The sequence below is a fragment of the Desulfobulbaceae bacterium DB1 genome (assembly GCA_001914235.1).
Lineage (GTDB): Bacteria > Desulfobacterota > Desulfobulbia > Desulfobulbales > SURF-16 > DB1.
Genome location: MQUF01000014.1, coordinates 47850 through 68636 on the forward strand (window position 1 = coordinate 47850; position 20787 = coordinate 68636).

Genomic DNA, 20787 nt, shown 5'->3' on the forward strand with positions numbered 1-20787 from the left:
CGCGATTGCGACTTTCGTCATATCAGCCGCCGCGAAATCGGGAAAGGAAATTGTCGCCGTTGTTCACGGGGATAACTATCTGCGTATCCCGTTTGTCGTGCTGATGTTTTTAGGTGCATTGAATTCAATTGGTACTATACACGCGAGAAGATGGATTCGTACAGGGATCGTATTGCGGTTGAAGTCGGCCGATTAATTGAACCGATACTCGCCGAACTTGGACTTGAGATGGTGGAGGTTCAGTACCGTCAGGAGCAAATCGGCTGGGTATTGCGGATTATCATTTTCCGGGACGGCGGCGTCAGTATTGATGACTGTGCCCGTGTCAGTCGCGAAGCAAGCCGCCTGCTTGATGTCGAAGACCTGATTGATCAGAAATACCATCTGGAGGTTTCTTCCCCTGGTCTTGACCGGCCATTGAAGACCGAGAGGGATTTTTCACGGAATTTGGGAAAAAAAGTCAAGCTGGTGGTTGATGAGCTCGGCAAGCAGGAAACGGAAATTGGAATTATCCGCTCTGTGCAAGATGGTGTTCTGGCGTTACAGACCCTTTCCGGTGAAATATCGTTTCCCCTTGCAGATATTAAAAATGCAAGGCTTGAAATAGAATTCTGACTCAGGTGAATTGGATAAGATTCTGAGATGAGCTGTTTTGGCCATAATTTCAATATGATTTGAATATAAAATTGCAGAGCTGGTGATACTTCCGGCTTTGCCCGCTGTAACAGCCTGTGGGCTGAAATTGTGGAGATGAAGAATGCTATCAGATTTAAAAAGAATTATAGATCAGATCAGCCGCGACAAAGGTATTGACAGGCAATTGCTTGTTGAGGCCCTTGAAGAGGCTGTTCTTTCAGCCGCAAAAAAACGGTATGGTGCGCGGCGCGATATTGAAGTGAAGTTTAATGAGGATTTCGGCGAAGTCGAGCTGTTTCAGTTCCGCAAGGTTGTGGAGCAGGTTGAAGATGAACAAACCGAGGTCTCATTGGACGAGGCTTTACGGCTTGATCCTGAAGTGGAGCTGGGAGATGAGCTGGGCTCGAAGATGGAAAATGTTTCCGATCTTGGCCGGATTGCTGCCCAATCCGCCAAGCAGGTTATCATCCAGAAGATGAAGGATGCGGAAAAAGACGTTATTTTCGAGATGTACCGGGATCGAAAAGGAGAGATTGTCAATGGTATTGTGCAGCGATTCGAGCGGGGCAATATCATCATTAATCTCGGCCGCACCGATGCCGTGCTGCCCAAAAAAGAACAAATGCCCCGGCGTTCCTATCGGCAAGGCGATCGCATGCGTGCCTATCTGATGGATGTGCGACAGGATGTCCGCGATCAGCAGCTTATTTTAAGCCGTACCTGCAAGGAGTTCCTGATTAAACTTTTTGAGATGGAAGTCCCGGAGATTTCAGAAGGCATTGTGAAAATTATCAGTGCCTGCCGAGAACCCGGCTCCCGGGCCAAAATCGCTGTTGCTTCTTCGGAGCCTGACGTGGATCCGGTCGGCGCCTGCGTCGGCATGAAGGGATCGCGGGTGCAAAATGTTGTTCAGGAGTTGCAGGGAGAAAAAATCGACATTGTCCCCTGGAATCCTGATCCTGCCAAATATGTCTCCAATGCCCTTGCTCCGGCACAGGTCTCCATGGTTGTTGTGGATGAGGATAAGAAAACGTTGCTGGTGGTTGTGCCCGATGATCAGCTTTCTCTGGCTATCGGCCGCCAGGGGCAGAATGTTCGGCTTGCTTCTCTTTTGCTCGGATGGCGGATTGATGTGAAAAGTGAGCAGCGGTATGCGAAGATGCAGGAGGTTGGATTCCAGTCCTTGGTGAAAGTCAAAGGCCTGGGAGAAAAAACGGCGGAATCGCTTTATGATGGCGGCATTAATTCTTCACAGGAACTGGCGAAAGCCGAGGCTGAGGATATTGCAGGGCTGCTCGGTTGCAGCAAAGAAGATGCCCAGGCATTGAAGGAAGCGGCAGCTGCCCTTGTTCAGCCGGAGTCTGATTCCGACAGGAACGATGAGTAGGCAGTTGAAATGAGTCTAAGTGGGTCGTGGGCAGTCCCGGCTGGGCAAAAATATTGAGTCGTAAATTTGGGCAGCCGTGAAAGTTACAACAGCACACATTCCAATGCGAACATGTCTTGTCTGTGGGAATCAATCTGCAAAGGACTCACTGCTGCGCTTGACGGCTCGCAACGGATTTATTGTGGTTGATGAAAAACAGGTGCGCGACGGTCGAGGAAGTTACTGCTGTAAGCGGAACGAATGTATTGCCGGCCTGCGGAAGAGAATAAAAAGATTGAATAAGGCACTGCATATCGAAGGATTCTCCTTGGGTGGTGATGTGCCGGACCATGATAACTGTTGCTTTGCATAGCTGCGCAGTAAAATAGTTTGGAAGGGTGGTTTCAGGAGCATATGATGGGAAAAATTCGGGTATACGAGTTGGCCAAGGAAGCTGGTGTTGAAAGCAAGACGTTGACCGCTCAACTCATAGAAATGGGGTATAACATTCGTGCCTATAACTCATCCATTGATGAAGACATGGCTGAGGAAATTCGTCACAAACTGGGTTTTAAAAAGGTCGAGGTGCAAGAGAAACGTATAGAGCAAAAAGGCCGCACCACGATCATCCGCCGACGGACACCGGTGGCCCCGGAAAGTATCGAGGCGGAACCGGAAGAGTATCTCGAGGATGAAATCCCCGGCATTGAAAGGGCAGCGGAGCAGAAGTTCGCCGAGGAGGCATCGGAAAAGGAAGTGGTGCAAGCTGAAGCCGTTGAAGAAATGATGACGGATGAGCAAATGCCGGCAGAAGCTGTTGTCCCGCCCATTGCGGTCCGCAAAGAGGGTGACGAAGCGCCGTCGGTTGTTGAACGGCAAACGAAGGTTGCCGCGCCGGAATCGGTGCGTGAAGAAAAGACGGAGGCATTGCCGGCCGAAGATGAGGGAGTGATGGCGGAAAGTCAGGCAGTTGCCGAACCCCATGATGCAGGGCGTATTCGTCATGAACCGGAAGTGGAAGTGATTGCTGCGACAGTCCCTGTTGGAGGTGCGGTGCATGATGAGGTTGCTGCTGCCGCGCCGGAAAAAACCCCTGATGATGAAGCAGTCCAGGCGGCAACGAAGAGCGAATTGCCGCAACCTGTCAAAAGGAAAAAAGGATTGGCGAAAATTATCGGCCGCACCGAGATTCCTTTGCCTGTCGAGGAGGAAAAACCTCGGCCGAAAAAGGTGGAGAAACCTAAAAAAATCCAGGTCGCGCAGGTAACCGCTGAGGTCGAAACCCCGGCTGTTGATGATGGGGACAAAGGGAAAAAAGGAAAAAAAGGAAAACGCTTTGTGAAATTTGCTCCTGAACCCGGTGTCAGTCGGGTGAAAAAGGCGGGCAAACGCCAAGATGGAATTGATGTCGATGCTGACGAATTAGAACAATTAGGCGCCAGGATTGCCGCCGGCGTGCGTGTGATGCGCGGCCCTCGCGGTTCCAGAAAGAAAAAGCGCGAACGGGAACAGCTGCCAATCAGTGAAACAAAGGCGATCAAAAAACGAATCAAGGTGCTTGAAACGATTTCGGTTGGCGATCTTGCCCACCGAATGGGGGTCAAGTCCAACGAGATTATCGCCAAGCTCATCGGTCTCGGCATCATGGCCACGGTGAATCAGGCCCTTGATGTTGATACGGCGATGCTGGTGGCCAGCGATTTCGGCTTTGAGGTCGAGCAAGGCTTAACGGAAGAGCAATCCATTATCAATCTGGATCAGGCAGAAAGCGGTGGCGAGGCGATTCCCCGCCCCCCTGTTGTTACGGTTATGGGCCATGTCGACCACGGCAAGACCTCGATTCTCGATGCGATCCGCAACACCGATGTTGCCGCAGGTGAAGCGGGCGGCATCACCCAGCATATCGGTGCCCACTATGTGCGATCCGCGAAAGGCGATCTGGTCTTTCTCGACACACCGGGTCATGCGGCTTTCACGGAAATGCGTTCCCGCGGTGCCCAGGTAACGGACGTTGTTGTTCTGGTTGTCGCCGCGGATGACGGCGTCATGGACCAGACCAAGGAAGCAATCAACCACGCCAAGGCTGCCGGGGTGCCGATTCTCGTTGCCGTCAACAAAATCGATAAACCGGATGCGGACCCGTCCAGGGTCAAGCGTGAACTTGCGGAATTAAATCTGTCCCCGGAAGAATGGGGAGGTGACACGATTTATTGCGAAACTTCCGCCAAAAAAGGTATCGGCATCGAAGAGCTGGTGGAAAACATCCTGTTGCAGACGGAGATTCTTGAACTCAAGGCTGACCCGAAAAGAAGGGCAAAAGGCTGGGTTATCGAAGCGCAGCTCCATAAAGGGCGTGGTCCGGTGGCCACCGTCTTGATCCAGCATGGGACTCTCCGGGTCGGCGATTATTTTGTCGCCGGCATTTACAGCGGCAAGGTGCGTTCGCTCACCGACGACAAGGGACGGAAGATAAATGAGGCCGGACCCTCCATGCCGGTGGAAATCCAGGGACTCAGCGGTGTGCCGAAAGCGGGTGATGAGTTTGTCGTTGTCCCTGATGAAAAAATGGCGCGCAGTGTCAGCAATGACAGGCAGCTTAAAAGCAGGGAAAGCGAACTGGCCAGCAGCACGAAGATCTCTCTGGATAACCTGTTTGAAAGGATGCAGCAGGGAGAAACGAAAGAACTGCGAGTGGTGTTGCGGGCCGATGTTCAGGGTACTCTGGAGGCCTTCGGCAAGGCTATCGAGGAACTGAGTACCGATGAGATCAAGGTTAAGATTCTGCATTCCGGGACAGGGACCATCATTGAATCGGACGTTCTTCTGGCTGCCGCCTCGGATGCGCTGATCATTGGATTCAATGTCCGTCCCAGCGCCAAGGTTGTCGATATGGCCAAGACGGAAAATGTGGATCTGCGCTTCTATGACGTTATCTATCATGCCCTCGATGACATTCGAAAGGCCATGGTTGGTCTGTTGGAGCCGACGTTTGAGGAAAAGGTCATCGGCACGGCGGAAGTGAGGGATACATTCACCGTCCCCAAGATCGGCACCATTGCCGGTTGTTATGTGACGGTTGGCAAAATAGAAAGAAATGCGCATGTTCGCTTGTTGCGTGATGGTATTGTCGTTTATACTGGCAGAATATCGTCCCTTCGGCGGTTCAAGGATGACGCCAAGGAAGTTCAGGCCGGCTATGAATGCGGCGCGGGAATTGAGAATTACAATGATATAAAGGTCGGCGATCTGCTTGAAGCTTTCATTATGGAAAAAACCGAGGCTCAACTGTAATTGTCTTGCGGAGAACGTCTATGGTTGCAGCAAGAGAAAAATCGCGTTTCACTTTGCCTGAGGGCCTTGTTTCCGGTCCAAAAAGACGGCCCATACGGGTGGCGGATGCCATCAGAAACGAAATAGCCGTACTTTTTCTTTACAAAGTGAATGATCCGGCCTTGCGGGAAGTGACGATAATTCATGTTATCGTAAGCAAGGATTTGAAGCAGGCAAAAATTTATTACAGCTGCGCCAAGGAAAAAATCAAGCAGGTAAAAATCGGACTGGAAAGGGCGAAAGGATTTATTCGCACGCATCTGGCCGGCCAATTGCAGATGCGCCATGTGCCTGAGCTTCTGTTCTTTCAGGACAAATCCATCGATCATGATGAAAAGATGCAGAAGCTGTTTCAGGAGATAGCCGCCGAAAATGAAACAGGAACTAAGTGAGATAATTTCGGTTTTCCGGAAGGCGCGGAACATTCTGATCGCTACCCATGTTTTTCCGGATGTCGATGCGCTTGGCTCGCAGCTGGCCCTGGGCAATGTTTTGCGTTCAATGGGCAAGCAGGTTTATCTGTACAGCGAAGAGCCGGCTCATTATATTCTTGAGTTTCTCCCCGGTTCCGATCGGCTTGATGTCGGCGTGCCGCCGACAGGCGGGTTTGATTGCGGCATAGCGCTCGATTGCGGTGATGATTTTCGGCTCGGCAAGGCAAAAGACACCCTGCTGCAAGTTGATCCCTTCGTGGTCATCGATCATCACACCGGCCATAAAAATTTCGGCCACTTTCGCTGGGTTGATTCGAGAAAATCCTCCACCGGCGAGATGGTCTATGATTTGATCATGGCCATGGGTGAAAAAATTGATTATGAGACTGCCTATTGTCTCTACTCGGCCATTGTCTCGGATACGGGTTCGTTCAAGTATGCGTCGACTTCAGCCGATACGTTGCGGGTTGCCGGCGACTTGGTGGCTCGCGGGGTCAAACCTGCGGAAATATCAGGGAAAATATTTGACAATTTTACCCGCAATCGTCTCGAATTGCTGCAGGAAGTTCTTGCCTCGCTGACGCTGTATGAAGAGGACCGGCTGGCTGTTATTGCCGTAACCCGTGAACTTTATGAAAAAACGGGAACGACCGCCGCGGACACGGAGCTTTTCATCAATTACCCGCGATCCTTGGAAACGGTCAAGATTGCCGCCTTTATCAAGGAATCGAAGGATGTTGTCGGGGTGAGTTTGCGTTCCAAGGGAGAGTATGACGTGGCCGAGGTGGCGCGGAAGTTCGGCGGCGGCGGACATCGAAATGCCTCCGGGTTTAAGGTGGGCGGCAAGAGTATTGCCCGGATTCGTGAAGAGCTGCTGGCGGAACTGCATCTTCTGTTGCAGGAAGAGAAGTAGCGAATGCAGCAACAGCAGGCCGGCTTTTTTCTGCTTGATAAACCGGTGGGACCAACCTCATTTAAGATGGTGCATCTGGTGAAACGGATTCTGCGGATCAAAAAGATCGGCCACGCCGGGACCCTTGATCCTTTTGCCTCTGGTTTGCTGATCATCTGTGTCGGGCGCAACGCCACAAAACGCATCTCCTTCTTGATGGACGGCGAAAAAGAGTATAGCGCCACTTTGAAACTCGGCATTGAAACCGATACTCAGGATTTGACCGGCGAGGTTGTCGGCCGCCGTGAGGTTGCGGGAATAACCGCCGCATTGGTTGAGCGGTGTCTGCAATCGTTCGTCGGCGAGCAGTTGCAGGCGCCGCCTGCTTTTTCCGCTTTGAAATATAAGGGAAAACCCTTGTATTATTACGCGAGAAAGGGCATAAAGGTGGCAAAGGACCCGCGTACCGTTTTTATCCGCGAGATTGAAGCCCTTGGCTTGCAGGATGATCTCTTGCGTATCCGGGTTATTTGCGGAAAAGGAACCTACATCCGGACGCTGGCGGCCGATATCGGCAGGCAACTCGGCTGCGGTGCGCATCTTGTCGAGTTACGGCGGCTGCGCAGCGGGTTATATTCAGTGGATGAAGCCCTGCCCGGCGATCGACTCGTCGGTGATCGGGAAGACGGCTATCAACTTTTGTTGCAATATTTGCGTCCTGTCGATGATATTGTCGCAGGATGTTAGAACTCATGGCATTATGTAAATAAAACAAAGCTATTATTGTGTAGGAGGATATAGAAGTGACAATGCAACCAGCTCAGAAACAAGAAATTATTGAAAAGTTCGCCACCCACAAAGGCGATACCGGTTCCCCCGAGGTGCAGGTGGCGCTGCTCAGCGCGCGCATAACCTATTTGACCGAACATTTTCAGTCCCATAAAAAGGACCATCACTCCCGCCGCGGTTTGTTGAAGCTGGTCGGTCAGAGAAGAAGATTGCTTAATTACCTCAAGGGAAAAAGTGTTGATCGATACCGTAACGTGATCAAGGAACTCGGTATCAGAAAGTAGAATCCGACTTTGTGGCTGCTGGATTCGCAAAAATTCCCTTCGGGCAATGGAACGTCTTTTTTTCTGTTTGCCTGTGTGGCCTCCATTGCGGCAATGGGATTTTTGCGAATAGCGCCCATCGGCAGGTTTTTTTGTAAAATATGGAGAGGTCCAGGGTTCTCAAGGGTTCCCTGGACTTTTATTGTTTAAAACGGGTTACGAATTAGGACTGAGCATTTATTCGGGCAGAATGAATGTTCAGTCGTAGTTCGTAATCCGGCAAAGGAACGGTTTTCAGGACAAAGTGCGTGCTCCCCCGCAACGTTGCCGTTATCGGCGACAGGCGTGGAACACGGTTTGACCGGCCGTTAAAAGGTGATGTATGTATAAAAAAGTAGAAGTCGAGGTTGGCGGTCGGATCTTTACCATTGAAACAGGAAAAATGGCCAAGCAGGCCAATGGTTCGGTGGTTGTCAGCTATGGTGAAAGTGTTGTTCTGGTAACGGCGACGGCTGCCAGGGAAGGACGACCCGATATTGATTTTTTTCCGCTGACGGTGGAATACCAGGAGCGGTTTTATGCCGTGGGCCGAATCCCGGGCAGTTACTTCCGCCGGGAGATAGGCCGCCCGACGGAAAAGGAAACATTGACGTGTCGTTTTATTGACCGGCCTTTGCGTCCGCTCTTTGCCGCCGGTTATAAGAATGAAACGCAGGTTATTGCCACTGTTTTGTCCGCCGACAAGGAGAATGACCCGGACATTATGGCGATGGTGGGTGCATCAGCTGCATTGACCATTTCCAATATCCCCTTTCTGGGTCCCATTGCCGGGGTCCGGGTGGGCTATATCAACGGCGAGTATGTGCTTAATCCCAGCAAGGAGCAGTTGACCGATTCCCGTTTGGATCTGATCGTGGCCGGCAGCCGTAATGCCGTGGTCATGGTCGAGGGTGGCGCGGACAATCTTTCCGAGGATGAAGTGCTTTCCGGTATTTATTTCGGCCATGAAGGTCTGCAGCCGCTGCTTGATATACAGGAAGAGCTGCGCCGGGAAGTCGGCCGGGAGAAAATTGCCGTCACTGTGCCTGAAATCGATCAGGAGTTGCAGAAGAAGATCGCGGATATCGCCTCCGCCGGGATGGAAACGGTCATCACCACCGCGGATAAAATGAAACGCGGTGAGCTCTACCATGAACTGGAGAGCACCATCTTGGCCGAACTGGCAAAAGATGAAGCGTTCAGTGCCCAGGCCGAAGCGAAATCCCTGCTTCATGACCTGCAGAAGACGATGATGCGCAATATGATTGTTCATGACCAGAAGCGCATTGATGGTAGAAGTTTTGCTGATATCCGTCCCATCAGCAGCGAAATAGCCATTCTGCCGCGAGTCCATGGGTCGGCACTGTTCACCAGAGGTGAAACTCAGGCCCTTGTCACCTCAACGCTGGGCAGCGGAGAGGATGAACAAAAAGTTGAAACCCTTGGCGGCATGGAAAATCTGCCTTTCATGCTCCACTATAATTTCCCGCCTTTTTGTGTCGGCGAGGTCCGTTTCATGCGCGGCCCCAGCCGCAGGGATATCGGTCACGGCGCCCTGGCCACCAGGGCTATCCAGGCCATTCTCCCTGATAACGGCACTTTCCCCTATACAATCAGGATCGTTTCGGACGTGTTGGAGTCAAACGGTTCTTCCTCCATGGCCACGGTTTGCGGCGGCTGTCTTTCCCTGATGGATGCGGGCGTGCCGATTAAACAGCCTGTTTCCGGTGTTGCCATGGGCCTCATCAAGGACGGCGATAATGTTGTCGTCTTGTCTGATATCCTCGGCGATGAGGATCATCTCGGGGATATGGATTTCAAGGTGTGCGGCACGGCGGACGGCATCACCGCGCTGCAGATGGACATAAAAATTGAAGGGATTTCCAAGGAAATCATGACAAAGGCCCTTGAGCAGGCAAAAACCGGGCGGTTGCATATTCTCGGCAAAATGAGCGAGGCCATCAAGGAGCCGCGGGCAAAACTTCCCGAGCATGCGCCGAAAATCTTCACCATGCAGATCAATCCCGATAAGATCCGCGACCTGATCGGCCCGGGGGGCAAGATGATCAAGTCAATCACCGCCGAGTACGGGGTGAAAATCGATGTGGAGGACTCCGGCAAGGTCATGATTTTCGCGCCGGACGGAATTGTCGGGCAAAAGGTATATGACCGGGTCAGCGAAATAACCGCCGAGGTTGAAGTCGGCAGGATTTATACCGGCAAGGTTCAGAAAATCGTTGATTTCGGGGCCTTTGTCGAAATTCTGCCGGGAACCGACGGGCTCATTCATATCTCTGAGCTGGATAACAAGCGGGTTGAAAAGGTCACCGATATCCTGCAGGAAGGGGATGAGGTTACGGTGAAAGTGCTGAATGTCGATCAGCGCGGCAAGATCCGCTTGAGCCGTAAGGCAGCCATTGCCGAGATGGAAGGATAAGCGGCGCAACGTGTCCATGCTGCGTAAAACGGTTTTAGACAATGGGATCCGTGTCGTCACCGAACACATATCCCACGCCCGCACAGTGAGCGTCGGCATCTGGGTAGATGTCGGCGCCCGGGATGAGCATGATCTGACCAATGGGTGTTCCCATTTTGTCGAGCACATGCTTTTTAAGGGCACGCCGACGCGCAGCGCCGGGCAGATCGCCATGGAGCTCGATGTGCTGGGCGGCACGGCGAACGCCTTTACCGGCAAGGATGCCACCTGCTACTATGCCACCGTGCTTGACACGCAACTTCCGCGTCTGCTTGATTTGTTTGCTGATTTTTTTCTCAACTCTTTTTTTGATCCGGAAGAGGTTGAACGGGAAAAACAGGTCATTCAGCAGGAAATCAGCATGGTGGAGGATACGCCGGAAGAACAGATCCATGATCTGTTCGAAGGGCTGCTCTGGGGGCATCATCCACTGGGCAATACCATTCTCGGTTCGCTTGAAGTGGTGTCCCGCATGGACAGGCAGAAGCTGCTTGACCATATGCGCAACTTTTATACCCCGGGGCAGGTCGTTTTTGCCGCGGCCGGCAATCTGGATCATGAAAATTTTTGCGGTCGGCTTAACGCTCTCTTTTCCTCGCTGCACAAGTCAGAGGCCCTTTTTCGCGGCGAGCGGAAAATGCCCCAGGAACTTCCCGTGGTGCAGAAGGTGTTTTCCAAGCCGCTTGAGCAGGCTCATGTGGCGCTGGGAACCTATGGACTTGATGTCAGTTCGCCGGACCGCTACAAGTTGATGATCCTCAATATAATTCTGGGCGGGAACATGAGTTCGCGCCTTTTTCAGGAAATCCGGGAAAAAAGAGGGCTTGCCTATTCTGTTCATTCCTATCTGGATTCCTACCAGGACAGCGGCTACCTCGGCGTTTATCTTGGCGTCAATCCCGCCAACGTCAATCATTCTCTTCAGGTGATCCGGGCTGAGCTCTGCAAGCTCTGCCATGAACCCGTTAGCGCAATCGAGCTGTCCAATGCCCGCGATTATGCCCGGGCCGGACTGTTTCTTGCGGCTGAAAACATGGAAATGCGGATGACGCGACTGGCCAGGAACGAACTTTATTTCGGCCGCGATGTCTCCTACGACGAAGTGCTGCGGGAGTTCGACCTGGTGACGGCGGAGGACGTCTGCCGCCTGGCCGGGCGGCTTTTCTCCAAGGGCATGACTACAGCCGTTCTCGCTCCCTTATCAGCGGCGGACGTCGATCTGCACTTTCCGGCAGGATTCACTTTGCAGGCGGTCTGAAGGCGGAGATCCTGTACTTTTTTTAGAACGTTCAAGTCCGGTGAATTCTCATGTCCCCCGATCCTGTTTTGCTGTCCCTGCGTTGGCTGGATCCTGAAAAAAGTAAGGACCTGGCTTTGCCCGCCTATCATTCAGATCTTGCCGCCGGCATGGATGTCGCGGCGGCAATTACTTCTCCTCTTGCCCTGGAACCCGGGGAAATCATTCTGGTCCCCACCGGTTTTGCCGTTGCCGTCCCCGCCGGTTATGAGCTGCAGGTGCGTCCGCGCAGCGGGCTTGCCGTGAAGCATGGAGTCACCGTGATTAACAGTCCGGGAACCGTTGATGCCGATTACCGCGGAGAGGTGAAAGTCGGCCTTGTCAACCTGAGCCGCGCAACGTTCACCGTCAATCGGGGCGACCGAATCGCGCAGCTGGTGCTGGCCCCGGTATGTCGGGCAAGGATTCATGTCGTCGAGGTTCTCGATGTCACGGAAAGAGGGGAAGGCGGTTTCGGCCATTCCGGCCGTTGAAGGAGGACGAATGCGGTTTTGCGTGCTTGGCAGCGGCAGCAAGGGCAATGCCACTTATGTCTCGGCCCGGGGCCGGGGGCTTCTTATCGACAGCGGCTTTTCCGGGGTGGAGATGGAGCGGCGGCTTGCCGTGATCGGGGTGGAAACGGCCTCATTATCCGCTATCCTGCTTACGCATGAGCATCATGACCATATTAAAGGCGCCGCCGTCCTGGCCCGGAAATATGGTTTTCCACTTTATGCCAATGCCCGGACCATCACCGCTGCCGCCAAAACATTGGGTGCGGTTCCCACGGTCCGGGAGTTTACCACCGGCACCGTTTTTTTTCTGCACGAACTTTCGATTCATCCCTTTGCCGTCTCCCATGACACTGCTGATCCGGTTGGTTTTGTCGTCCAAAGCGGCGGCTGTTCGCTTGGGTACTGTACCGATACCGGCATGGTTTCCCGTCTGATCAGGCATCGGCTTTCCGCTTGCAACGGCCTGATTATTGAGTGCAATCACGATCCGGAGATGCTGAAAAATGGGCCGTATCCTCTGCGGCTCAAACAGCGGGTTCGTTCTCAGCAGGGACATCTCGCCAACGAGGAGGCGGCCGGTTTTATCGCGGAACTTCTCCATGATGGCCTGCAGCATGTGGTTCTGGCCCATATCAGCGAAACAAATAATGATCCTGTCCTTGCCCTGGCAACGGTCGAGGCTGCGGTCAAATCCGACGCCGCGGTATCTCCCGTGATTTCTCTGGCATGGCAGGACAGAACGGGTGAAGTCGTTGAGCTTACGGAATGCCGGGCTGATGCGGATATTTAAAAAACGCTTTCCCTGGGAAATCGGCGCAACCTCTTTTGTCCTGCCGGCCGGCATGGTTGACAATGTGCGATTTCTCGCCGACAAGGTGGATGACATTCAGCTCCTTTTTTTTGAATCACCGGCAAATGAGGGGCTTGAAAATGGCGTCGACAAGGAGATGCTGAAAAAACTTGCCGGGGAAAATGAAACAGGTTTTACCGTGCATCTTCCGACCGATATCAGGCCGGGCAACTGCTGCCCTGAACAAAGAAAACACGAGGTCGAGGTAATTGCCGGACTGATGGCGGATCTTGATTTCCTTGAACCCCGCTGTTATGATCTGCATTTGCCCCGGCAGCATGATGTTTCCCATGCGCAGTGGTGCGATAATGTAGACACGTTTCTGTCCATGTTGAAAAAGGAAATAGGCCGACAGAGCAGGCTGGTGGCCATTGAAAATATCGATTATCCTTTCGCGCGGATCCGCTCTTTGGTTGAAAGTCATGACTTGGGCGTGTGCCTTGATGTCGGGCACGCCCTCTTTTTCGGGGATGATCTTCCCGGTTTCTTGGCCGATCTTTCCCGCACCCGTCATATTCACTACCACGGCATCAGCAACAACAAAGATCACCAGGGGCTCGGCCCTGGGGACAAATCCATTACCGAACAGTTGGGGACAGCGCTGCAGGCCGGCGGCTTTGAAGGGGTTGTCACCATTGAGGTGTATAACACATGCGACCTGCATGACTCTTTGGCGCATCTTGAAACGGTCTGGTCCGGTTACGACAGGCAACGGGGCATGCGGTCGTGAAAAAAATGCGCCGAACGAGGCGGGGAAGGAGCGGAATATGCTGCGTTCACTGATATTTGCCCTTTCTTTTTTGACCATCCTGCCATTGCGGGCAGGGGAAATTCATCCGGAACAATTGCCGCAGAGCGGGGCCTTTTTCCCGGTGGCCGGCTGGTTCATCGGTTTCTGCCTGGTCGCGGCGGGCTGGGGCATGCTCGCGCTCGGCATGTCTGCTTTTCTTGTCGCGGTGTTGCTCGTTACCTGTGAGGCCTGGCTGACCAGAGGGCTGCATCTCGACGGGGTGGCCGACCTGCTGGACGGGCTGGGAGGCAGCTTTGACCGGGAAAAAAGGCTGGCCATCATGAAGGATTCCGCCATCGGCACTTTCGGGGTGGTGGGACTTGTTCTTGTTCTGCTGCTGAAAACTTCCGCCCTCACCTCCTTGCTTTCTTCGATGCTGCAAGGAGCGGCATTTTCATTTTCTCTTCCGCTGTGTCTGGCCTTTGTGCCTGCCGCCGCTCGATTCGCCATTACCTTCCTTGCGTATAGAAGCCGTTATCCAAGGGCAAGCGGAACCGGCCATGCCTTTGTCGGTAAGACACGAGGGTGGCATGTGGCCTTGGGTTTTTTCTTTCTGACTCCGGTTTTGTTCGGCGCCGACATGAATGCATCCGGGTTGATGCCGGTTGTCTGTTGTTTTGCGGCATCCATCCTTCCCTCACTGTTGCTGCGCTTGCATGGACACAAACTGCTGGGAGGCATAACCGGTGACGTGCTCGGTGCCGGTTGTGAGTTCGGGGAGGTTGTTGGCTGGCTGACTCTTGCCCTTTTCGTCTGATGGGAATTTTCCGTTAGTTTGTGTGGCACGCAAAAAAAATACGTGAGTTCGGAATGTTAAAGCACGTCAGGGTTGTTGTTTGATCTTGACAGTGCAAAATGGGGCGTGCTACTTACATTAAGTATGACTAGTGAATGGAAAATTTTTCCGGAGGTTCGGGCTGTCTTGGAATCGGTGAAAACAGGCGTCCTGATCATTGATGCCGCGTACCGGGTGCGGTTTGTCAACCAGACAGTGCGAGACATCATAAACAAATCGTGGCCGACGGATGGTTGCGATGTCCACTGTTTTTCTTATCTTCTCGGCAGGGAGGAGCCCTGTGAGGATTGCCTTTTAAAGAGCGATCCGCTTTCTCTTCAGCAGAAATCCGCCACCATAAAAAAGAATGACGGAAGCGATGTTTTTGTAAGGTTTCAGGTTTCTCCCTATGGGGATGGTCATGTCATTACCGTGCTTGATATTACCCGGGAAGTTTCATTGCTCCGCAAAATTGATTTGAACCGGAAGGAGCAGCAGGCAAAAAACGTGCTTCTGGAAAGGCGTCGCCGGCAGGCGCTTGACGAACAGCGGCAAATCAAGGAGCTGATCGATCATCTGCCGGAGGCGCTGCTGACGGTGGATAGCGATTTTGTTATCGAGGGACAAAACCGGACAGTGGCTGAGATGCTGAGTCCGAAAACGGCGCAAAAATGTTATCAGCTGCTGGGCGGAACCGCCCCCTGCCGGGATTGTCCTGCCGTGGGTGGTTTTGCGGCTCTTGATGACGTTAAAAAAATGCATCAACTGGGAGAACGCTATGTGACGGAAAGTATCAGTCGGTCACCTCTGGGCGCAGGCGGTCTGCTTCTTTTCCGTGACACGACACGCCAGATTCAGCTTATCGAGAAAATCAGAGAACAGCGTCAGACGCTGACCAGTCTTGCCGAGCTGGGCGCCTTGATGCAGAAGGTGTCTGATCTTGAATCCGTTGTTGATCATTTTCTGGACCTTTTCCTTTCCGTGCTGAAAAAAGAAAATGCGTTGCTGGTGATTAATGATATTCGGCCAGCCACGATCTGGCTGGTTTCCCGGCGCGGGGTGTGTCCGGAAGATGCGCTGAAAAAAGTGACACGGGCCTACCTGTCCCGCAATTTTCAAGGGTCGCGGCAAAGTGAGCTGCATGTGGACATGCTTCCCTGGCCGGAAACAAGGCAATTCGTTTTGCGGGGGAGAAACGGGGCACTGGTCGGCCTGCTGCTGCTGGAAGGCGTGGTGCAGGTGCCGGAAGAAAAGGAACTGGCGGATCTTTTTGTTGAACCTTTAGGAATCTATCTTGATAACAGGCTGTTGTCCCGGAAGCTGGAGGAAAAGGCCAATACCGATCCTCTCACCGGGTTGTACAATAGGGGCTATTTTGAGCAGGCCTTATTGGAGGAAAAGGAGAAATTTTGCAGGTTCAATATGAATTTTGCGGTCATCGCGGCGGATGTCAATCGTTTGAAAAAAGCCAATGATGACTATGGCCACGAGGCCGGGGATCGACTGATTTTAAAGGTCAGCGAGCTTCTGCGCAAAAACGTGCGGGCAACCGATATCCTTGCCCGTACCGGAGGTGACGAATTCGTCATTCTGCTTACCGACTGTGACTCAGGCAAGCTTCGTCGTTTTAATGAACGTCTCAACTGTGAGACTTTTCAGGGAATTTTCATTGAAGTGGGTGAAAATGAGCAATTTCCCGTGACGGTCAGTTTCGGCGGTGCCGCAACCGATACATGCGCAATTGAAATGTTGATGCACGAAGCTGATAAAGAGATGTATGCGGCAAAAGAAAAATTTTATCAAAAGGAACTTCGGTATCGATAGCCGTTTTTGCCTGGACGGGAAATCAGGACTGGAAGGTTGAAAACGTTGATTTTGCCGGGTGGGCAAAGTATATTGTTTCGTATGTACTGATGATATTGCGATAATGGTGGTTCCGGGGCAATGGTTTCGGCTTGTGCGTCAGCAAAAAATGAAGAAAGATAAGGGGTGCCATGACGGTTTCTGATGTTGATGCGAAAATCGCATCGCTGGTGGAAATAACTGACGCCATATTGCGGGGTGATTTTGACAAACAGGCCTCGGAAGTTCTGGATGCGGAAGGGGTGCTCGCCTCTCTGGCCCAGAAGATAAATAAGATGGTTGTCAACATGAAAAGCGTCGAGGCGCCGCTTACCAGTGCGGGCAAGCATGCTCCTTCCGTGGTCAGCAGCGCCTATAACGTCATTGAGCTGATGAGCCAGTCAACCGGCGAGGTGCTGAGCAAGGCGGATAGGTTGGCGGAACTTGCGGATCAGTTCGCGCATGCCCTGGGTGATGGCGCCAACGGCGGAAACGTCGCCGCAAGCGGAATGATTACCCCCATGAAGGCCGCTATTTATGATATCATTGCATCGCAGTCCTATCAGGATGTTGCCCGCCAGAAAATGGAGGCATTGATAGGCGAGTTGAACCAGATGCGGGATTGGCTGGTGGAGGCGCTGGTGGTGTTGAATATGGGGAAAGACAGCGCGTCGGAAAATCTGGAGAAAAAGAAGGAACGCCTGAAAGAGGCAAAGAAAACTATCCCGGACGGACCGCTCAGCCAGGATCTGGTGGATGATCTGCTGGCCGAGTTCGGTTTCTGAGTTCGCAATTTCGCCTACCGAAGTATCTGATTCCCGTCAATTGTGCCATTCTCTGTTGTGAGCGGCAGGACGATGGAGAAAACACTCCCCTGCCCCGGCTGCGACTGTACGGAAAGCGTCCCGCTGTGCCTTTCTATAATGCCGAGTGAAATCGCCAGTCCTAACCCTGTCCCTGCCATTTCCTGTTTCGTTGTATAAAACGGTTTGAAAATCTTTCCGATTTCCTCCCGAGCAATACCGCAACCCGTATCAGCCACATGAATGGCGATCGTGCCGGCCTCGTCTTGGACCTCCGTGGCGATGGTGATGGCCCCTCCATTGGCGCAGGCATCACGCGCATTGGTAAGCAGGTTGAGCAAGACCTGGCAAAGTTGGTCGGGAACGAGGGTGACCCGCGGCATTGTTTTGCCGAAATCTTTTTCCACCCTGATTTTTCTATCGGAAAATTCTTTTTTGCACAAGAGCAACATACTGTCGATGGTTTGATGGATATCCGTCGGAGACATCATTCCCGTGGTGGGACGTTTGAAATCTCGCAGGTGCATTATGAGGTTTTTCATTCTGTCGCACTCCTGAATAGCCAGTTGCAGCATTTTTTCATTTTCCGCAGAAAGTGATTCCTGTTGTTGGATGGTGATCAGGATGTTGGTGATGGCAAAAAGAGGGTTGTTGAATTCATGGGCAATGGAGGCCGAGAGTTTGCCGATGGCGCTCAGCTTTTCAGCATGAAGCAGCTGGTGCTGGGTCTGGATCAATGCCTCTTCAGCCTTGATGCGCCCCGTTATTTCGGTCTGCAGTTCGGCAATGAATTTTTTTAGTTCCTGTGTTCTGGCCTCGACTTTCTGTTCAAGCTCCTCATTGGCTTTCTGCATGGAGGATTCCGCTGCTTTCTGGACACTGATGTCTCTGGCAATGTGAACTGAACCGAAAAGTTCTCCATCCCTGTTAAAGAGCGGTGAGACGGTGACTTCAAAAAAGGCGTTGAAGTTTCCCAGATACTGGACGGTTTTATGCTCGTGATGATCGCCAAGAAGCAGGGCGTGGGGACAATAAGCGGGAGGAATGTCGGATTGGTGCATCAGTTCATAGCAGAACATGCCGATGCATTGTTCAACCGGTTTGTTGACAAGAACGGCCATGGAGCGATTCAGACGGATGACGCGGTGGTGCTGGTCCAGCAGCACGATGGGATCGGGGACTGCGTCAAAGGTGCGTTCCCATTCCTGCTTCGCTCGACTTATTTTGTCTTCCGCCGCTTTTTTTTCCTGGATTTCCACCTGCAATTGATTGGTGATAATCACTATTTTGCGGGCCAGGATGAAAAAGAGGGAAAAAGTTGTCAGGAGAATGGCGAAAAATGCGGAAAATTCAAGAATTTTGTATCGGCGCAAGAGCTTTTCCCCCTCCGCCTCGATTGCCGCGAGTTCAGCAGAGCTGCTGACATGAATGGCATTCCCCTCTTCGGTCAGGGAGTCGAAAAAAGGTTCGGTCGTCTTCAGAAAATGAAGGATTTCCTTTTTGTCGCCCGCCGGTTTTAATTGCTGATCGATTGACAGATCCGCACCGCGGCCGAGCATCTCTTCCAGGGCCGCGATTTTTTTTTCAAATTCAAGCAGAAGAGGGTTGATCCCCAGGATTTCCAGGTTGTATTTTTCCGAAGTCAAGGGGGTGTAGGCAATCGGGTCCTGTAATTCTTCGTGGCCCAAGGTGTTGAAGTGGACTTTCTTGTGAAAAACACCGCCCTGTTCCAGAACGGTAAATGCTGACCGGATGCTGGTGAGCTCGCGGGTGATGAGGTTTTGGGTGAGAAGCCGCTTTTCCCGGCGTGTTTCGGGAATAAGTTGATAAAAGTAGGATTTGAGATTGTAAAGTTTACTGGAAATCTCTTCGTTGATGACTCTTTTCGCCTGATGCGCGGCGGTTTTTTTCCTGAGTTCTCCTTCCAGGTGGTGGAAGTAGGCATGGGTCGAGATGAGAAAGAGGGAGCCGACAAGCAGGACGCCGACAATGGCAAAGAGCAGGGTGAGCGGATAGGTGCGGGATATTTTCACTGTTTGGAATCCCTTAATGGCCGGCAGGAGATTGCCTCAAGTTGCACAACGAAATTCATGTTACAATTTACATTACATATTCGCACGAAAAACCGCAAGAGGAGCTGGAACAAAGTCGGCGGAAAGGCTGAGCGTGCCGTGTGGGGCCGTTACGGGCGCTGACACGGCACGCTTGTTCATCGGCGGGAAGGTTACTGCTGTTCTCTGACGATTTTGATTACTTCGGAAACAGACTGGCCGTTGGGAGCCTTTGCATCGGGATGAAGCTTGATCAATTCTTCCCAGGTTTTCAGTGCGCCTTCCTTGTCTTTCAGGTCGTATAGCTGGACGATGCCACGATTAAATTTTGCCGTCGGATGGTCGGGGTTGACGGCAAGAGCGCGGTCAAAGGTGGCGATTGCCTCATTCGGCTTGCCGATGCGGCGGTACATGACGCCGAGATCCGTTATCACGTTGGCGTCATTGGGGTTTAACGCCAGGGACTTATTGTAGGCGTCGATGGCTTTCGGAAAATTTTCCGTGTCAAAGTAGTAATTCCCCAGCTGAGTCCAGGCCTCAAGGTTGTCCGGGTTGACCACAACCTCTTTTTCCAGGGCAAGAATTGCCGATGTGATCTGCGCATCCGGAGGTTGTGCCTGATTCTGTTGTTGTTGCGGGGGCGATTGTGCTGTCATCGGCAGCGGCGCCGCCTTGTAAACGCTGAAAACGATTCCGGCCAGAAAACCGAAAGCAAGCGCAGACAATGCAATGAACCAAGTTGTTTCTTTTTTGACATATCCTTCCGGAGCACTTTGTTTCTCAGTCAATTTTTTTTCCTCGAGTTAAGTTGGAGAATGGATGCGGGTGAGGGATACAAAAAACATGGGAACTACCGGAAAACATAGTATTAAAGGGGCTTTCGGTCAAGCTGAAAAGCCGAACAGGCCCGGTTCGACGTGAATTTTGTCAAGGTTTAAAAAATTGAATTGTGCCACAGCGTTGTCGTATAAAAAATGAGTTTCCCGTGTCAAGGGCAAGGAGAATCAAAAAAAACTTATGGGGTAAAATCGACCCGTTGGCTTCCGGATCAAGAAAAGACGCCCACCTGGCATGTAACTTGTAGAATTAGAGGAAGGCATGTTGCATTGGCGCACATGCCGGAGCAAGTGGGGGTGTATTTTTACCGGAGGACGAGAATGCGTATCGCAGTTATTTCCAATGACCGGATTAAGGTGAACGGCCGTTTTGGGAAGGCGGACCGTTTTTTGATTTATGAAAAGAAATGCGAGGGGCTGTATTTTGTTGGTGAGCGCGCTTCCGAGCCTTTGCCGTCAGGATATTTTGACAGGGATATGTGCGACTGGGTTGCCGACATCATTGCGGATTGCCAGGAAGTTTATACGGCCAGAATCTGCAAGGAGGAAGAAATGGCGGTGACCAGCCGCGGCATTGTCCCAGTTGTCTATCAGGGGCGTATTGATCAGATTGCCGTTTGAGTCGTTTTTTTGTCGGCCATTGGTCGGGCCTTTTTCGTCACCAGCTTGAAGTCAGGCTGGTGGGCTGCCGATTTTTCGAAGAGAATCATGAAGGTGTCAGGAATTGAACGACAGCGCGCGGCTTTGGGAAAAGCCGGCAAAAGTCGATTTACATCATACCATATTGCTGCCATACTTAAAAAAAGATCAATGATGTTCCCTTC

At 52.2% G+C, this 20787-nt stretch carries 20 protein-coding genes; 17 read left to right on the forward strand and 3 right to left on the reverse strand.

What is annotated here, in order from left to right; all coding sequences use genetic code 11:
• Positions 1–150: 150 nt before the first annotated feature.
• The 16 genes from BM485_11935 to BM485_12010 all read left to right on the forward strand — a co-directional run bounded on the left by BM485_11935 (position 151) and on the right by BM485_12010 (position 17058).
• The gene (locus BM485_11935) at positions 151–615 is read left to right on the forward strand and encodes a hypothetical protein (protein OKY74555.1); all 465 of its coding nucleotides are present in this window, start codon (positions 151–153) and stop codon (positions 613–615) included.
• 142 nt (positions 616–757) lie between these two features.
• Entirely contained in the window at positions 758–2023 is a 1266-nt protein-coding gene (locus BM485_11940) for a transcription termination/antitermination protein NusA (GenBank protein OKY74556.1), read from the forward strand.
• A 103-nt stretch (positions 2024–2126) separates the two neighbouring features.
• Positions 2127–2375, forward strand: a complete 249-nt coding sequence (locus BM485_11945; protein OKY74557.1) for a hypothetical protein — start codon at positions 2127–2129, stop codon at positions 2373–2375.
• A 44-nt stretch (positions 2376–2419) separates the two neighbouring features.
• Positions 2420–5293, forward strand: coding sequence for a translation initiation factor IF-2 (locus BM485_11950; GenBank protein OKY74558.1), 2874 nt, complete (start codon positions 2420–2422; stop codon positions 5291–5293).
• Between the two features lie 20 nt (positions 5294–5313).
• Positions 5314–5724: a ribosome-binding factor A gene (locus BM485_11955; GenBank protein ID OKY74559.1), complete on the forward strand. Its 411-nt coding sequence runs from the start codon at positions 5314–5316 to the stop codon at positions 5722–5724.
• Positions 5705–6679, forward strand: a complete 975-nt coding sequence (locus tag BM485_11960) for a phosphoesterase (GenBank protein ID OKY74560.1) — start codon at positions 5705–5707, stop codon at positions 6677–6679. The genes BM485_11955 and BM485_11960 overlap by 20 nt, the downstream gene beginning before the upstream one ends.
• Positions 6680–6682: 3 nt before the next feature.
• Positions 6683–7405 carry a tRNA pseudouridine(55) synthase TruB gene (locus BM485_11965; GenBank protein ID OKY74561.1) on the forward strand — a complete coding sequence of 241 codons (723 nt, stop codon included), beginning with the start codon at positions 6683–6685 and terminating at the stop codon, positions 7403–7405.
• Positions 7406–7467: 62 nt separating this feature from the next.
• Positions 7468–7731: a 30S ribosomal protein S15 gene (locus tag BM485_11970; GenBank protein ID OKY74562.1), complete on the forward strand. Its 264-nt coding sequence runs from the start codon at positions 7468–7470 to the stop codon at positions 7729–7731.
• A gap of 361 nt (positions 7732–8092) precedes the next feature.
• A complete protein-coding gene (locus BM485_11975; protein ID OKY74563.1) occupies positions 8093–10186 on the forward strand; it encodes a polyribonucleotide nucleotidyltransferase in 2094 nt (697 codons plus the stop codon).
• A 16-nt stretch (positions 10187–10202) separates the two neighbouring features.
• Positions 10203–11483 carry a hypothetical protein gene (locus BM485_11980; protein OKY74564.1) on the forward strand — a complete coding sequence of 427 codons (1281 nt, stop codon included), beginning with the start codon at positions 10203–10205 and terminating at the stop codon, positions 11481–11483.
• Between the two features lie 50 nt (positions 11484–11533).
• Positions 11534–11995: a deoxyuridine 5'-triphosphate nucleotidohydrolase gene (locus BM485_11985; GenBank protein ID OKY74565.1), complete on the forward strand. Its 462-nt coding sequence runs from the start codon at positions 11534–11536 to the stop codon at positions 11993–11995.
• Positions 11996–12005: 10 nt separating this feature from the next.
• On the forward strand, positions 12006–12806 hold the full coding sequence (locus BM485_11990) for an MBL fold metallo-hydrolase (protein OKY74566.1): 801 nt from the start codon (positions 12006–12008) through the stop codon (positions 12804–12806).
• A complete protein-coding gene (locus tag BM485_11995; protein OKY74567.1) occupies positions 12793–13596 on the forward strand; it encodes a hypothetical protein in 804 nt (267 codons plus the stop codon). Before BM485_11990 ends, BM485_11995 begins: the two co-directional genes overlap by 14 nt.
• A 37-nt stretch (positions 13597–13633) precedes the next feature.
• Positions 13634–14413 (forward strand): cobalamin 5'-phosphate synthase, encoded by a 780-nt coding sequence (locus BM485_12000; GenBank protein OKY74568.1) that lies wholly within the window; start codon positions 13634–13636, stop codon positions 14411–14413.
• 165 nt (positions 14414–14578) lie between these two features.
• Positions 14579–16255, forward strand: coding sequence for a hypothetical protein (locus BM485_12005; protein OKY74569.1), 1677 nt, complete (start codon positions 14579–14581; stop codon positions 16253–16255).
• A gap of 170 nt (positions 16256–16425) precedes the next feature.
• Positions 16426–17058 carry a hypothetical protein gene (locus BM485_12010; GenBank protein ID OKY74570.1) on the forward strand — a complete coding sequence of 211 codons (633 nt, stop codon included), beginning with the start codon at positions 16426–16428 and terminating at the stop codon, positions 17056–17058.
• 14 nt (positions 17059–17072) lie between these two features.
• Here BM485_12010 and BM485_12015 read toward each other — a convergent pair whose 3' ends face one another.
• Together BM485_12015 and BM485_12020 are read right to left on the reverse strand one after the other, a co-directional pair.
• Positions 17073–19109, reverse strand: a complete 2037-nt coding sequence (locus BM485_12015) for a hypothetical protein (GenBank protein OKY74571.1) — start codon at positions 19107–19109, stop codon at positions 17073–17075.
• 191 nt (positions 19110–19300) lie between these two features.
• On the reverse strand, positions 19301–19915 hold the full coding sequence (locus BM485_12020) for a hypothetical protein (GenBank protein OKY74572.1): 615 nt from the start codon (positions 19913–19915) through the stop codon (positions 19301–19303).
• Positions 19916–20284: 369 nt separating this feature from the next.
• Between BM485_12020 and BM485_12025 the strand changes: the two genes are divergently transcribed.
• A complete protein-coding gene (locus tag BM485_12025; protein OKY74573.1) occupies positions 20285–20584 on the forward strand; it encodes a hypothetical protein in 300 nt (99 codons plus the stop codon).
• On the opposite strand, the gene BM485_12030 is transcribed toward BM485_12025, so the two are convergent.
• Positions 20569–20757: a hypothetical protein gene (locus BM485_12030; GenBank protein ID OKY74574.1), complete on the reverse strand. Its 189-nt coding sequence runs from the start codon at positions 20755–20757 to the stop codon at positions 20569–20571. The genes BM485_12025 and BM485_12030 overlap by 16 nt on opposite strands.
• Between the last annotated feature and the right edge of the window lie 30 nt (positions 20758–20787).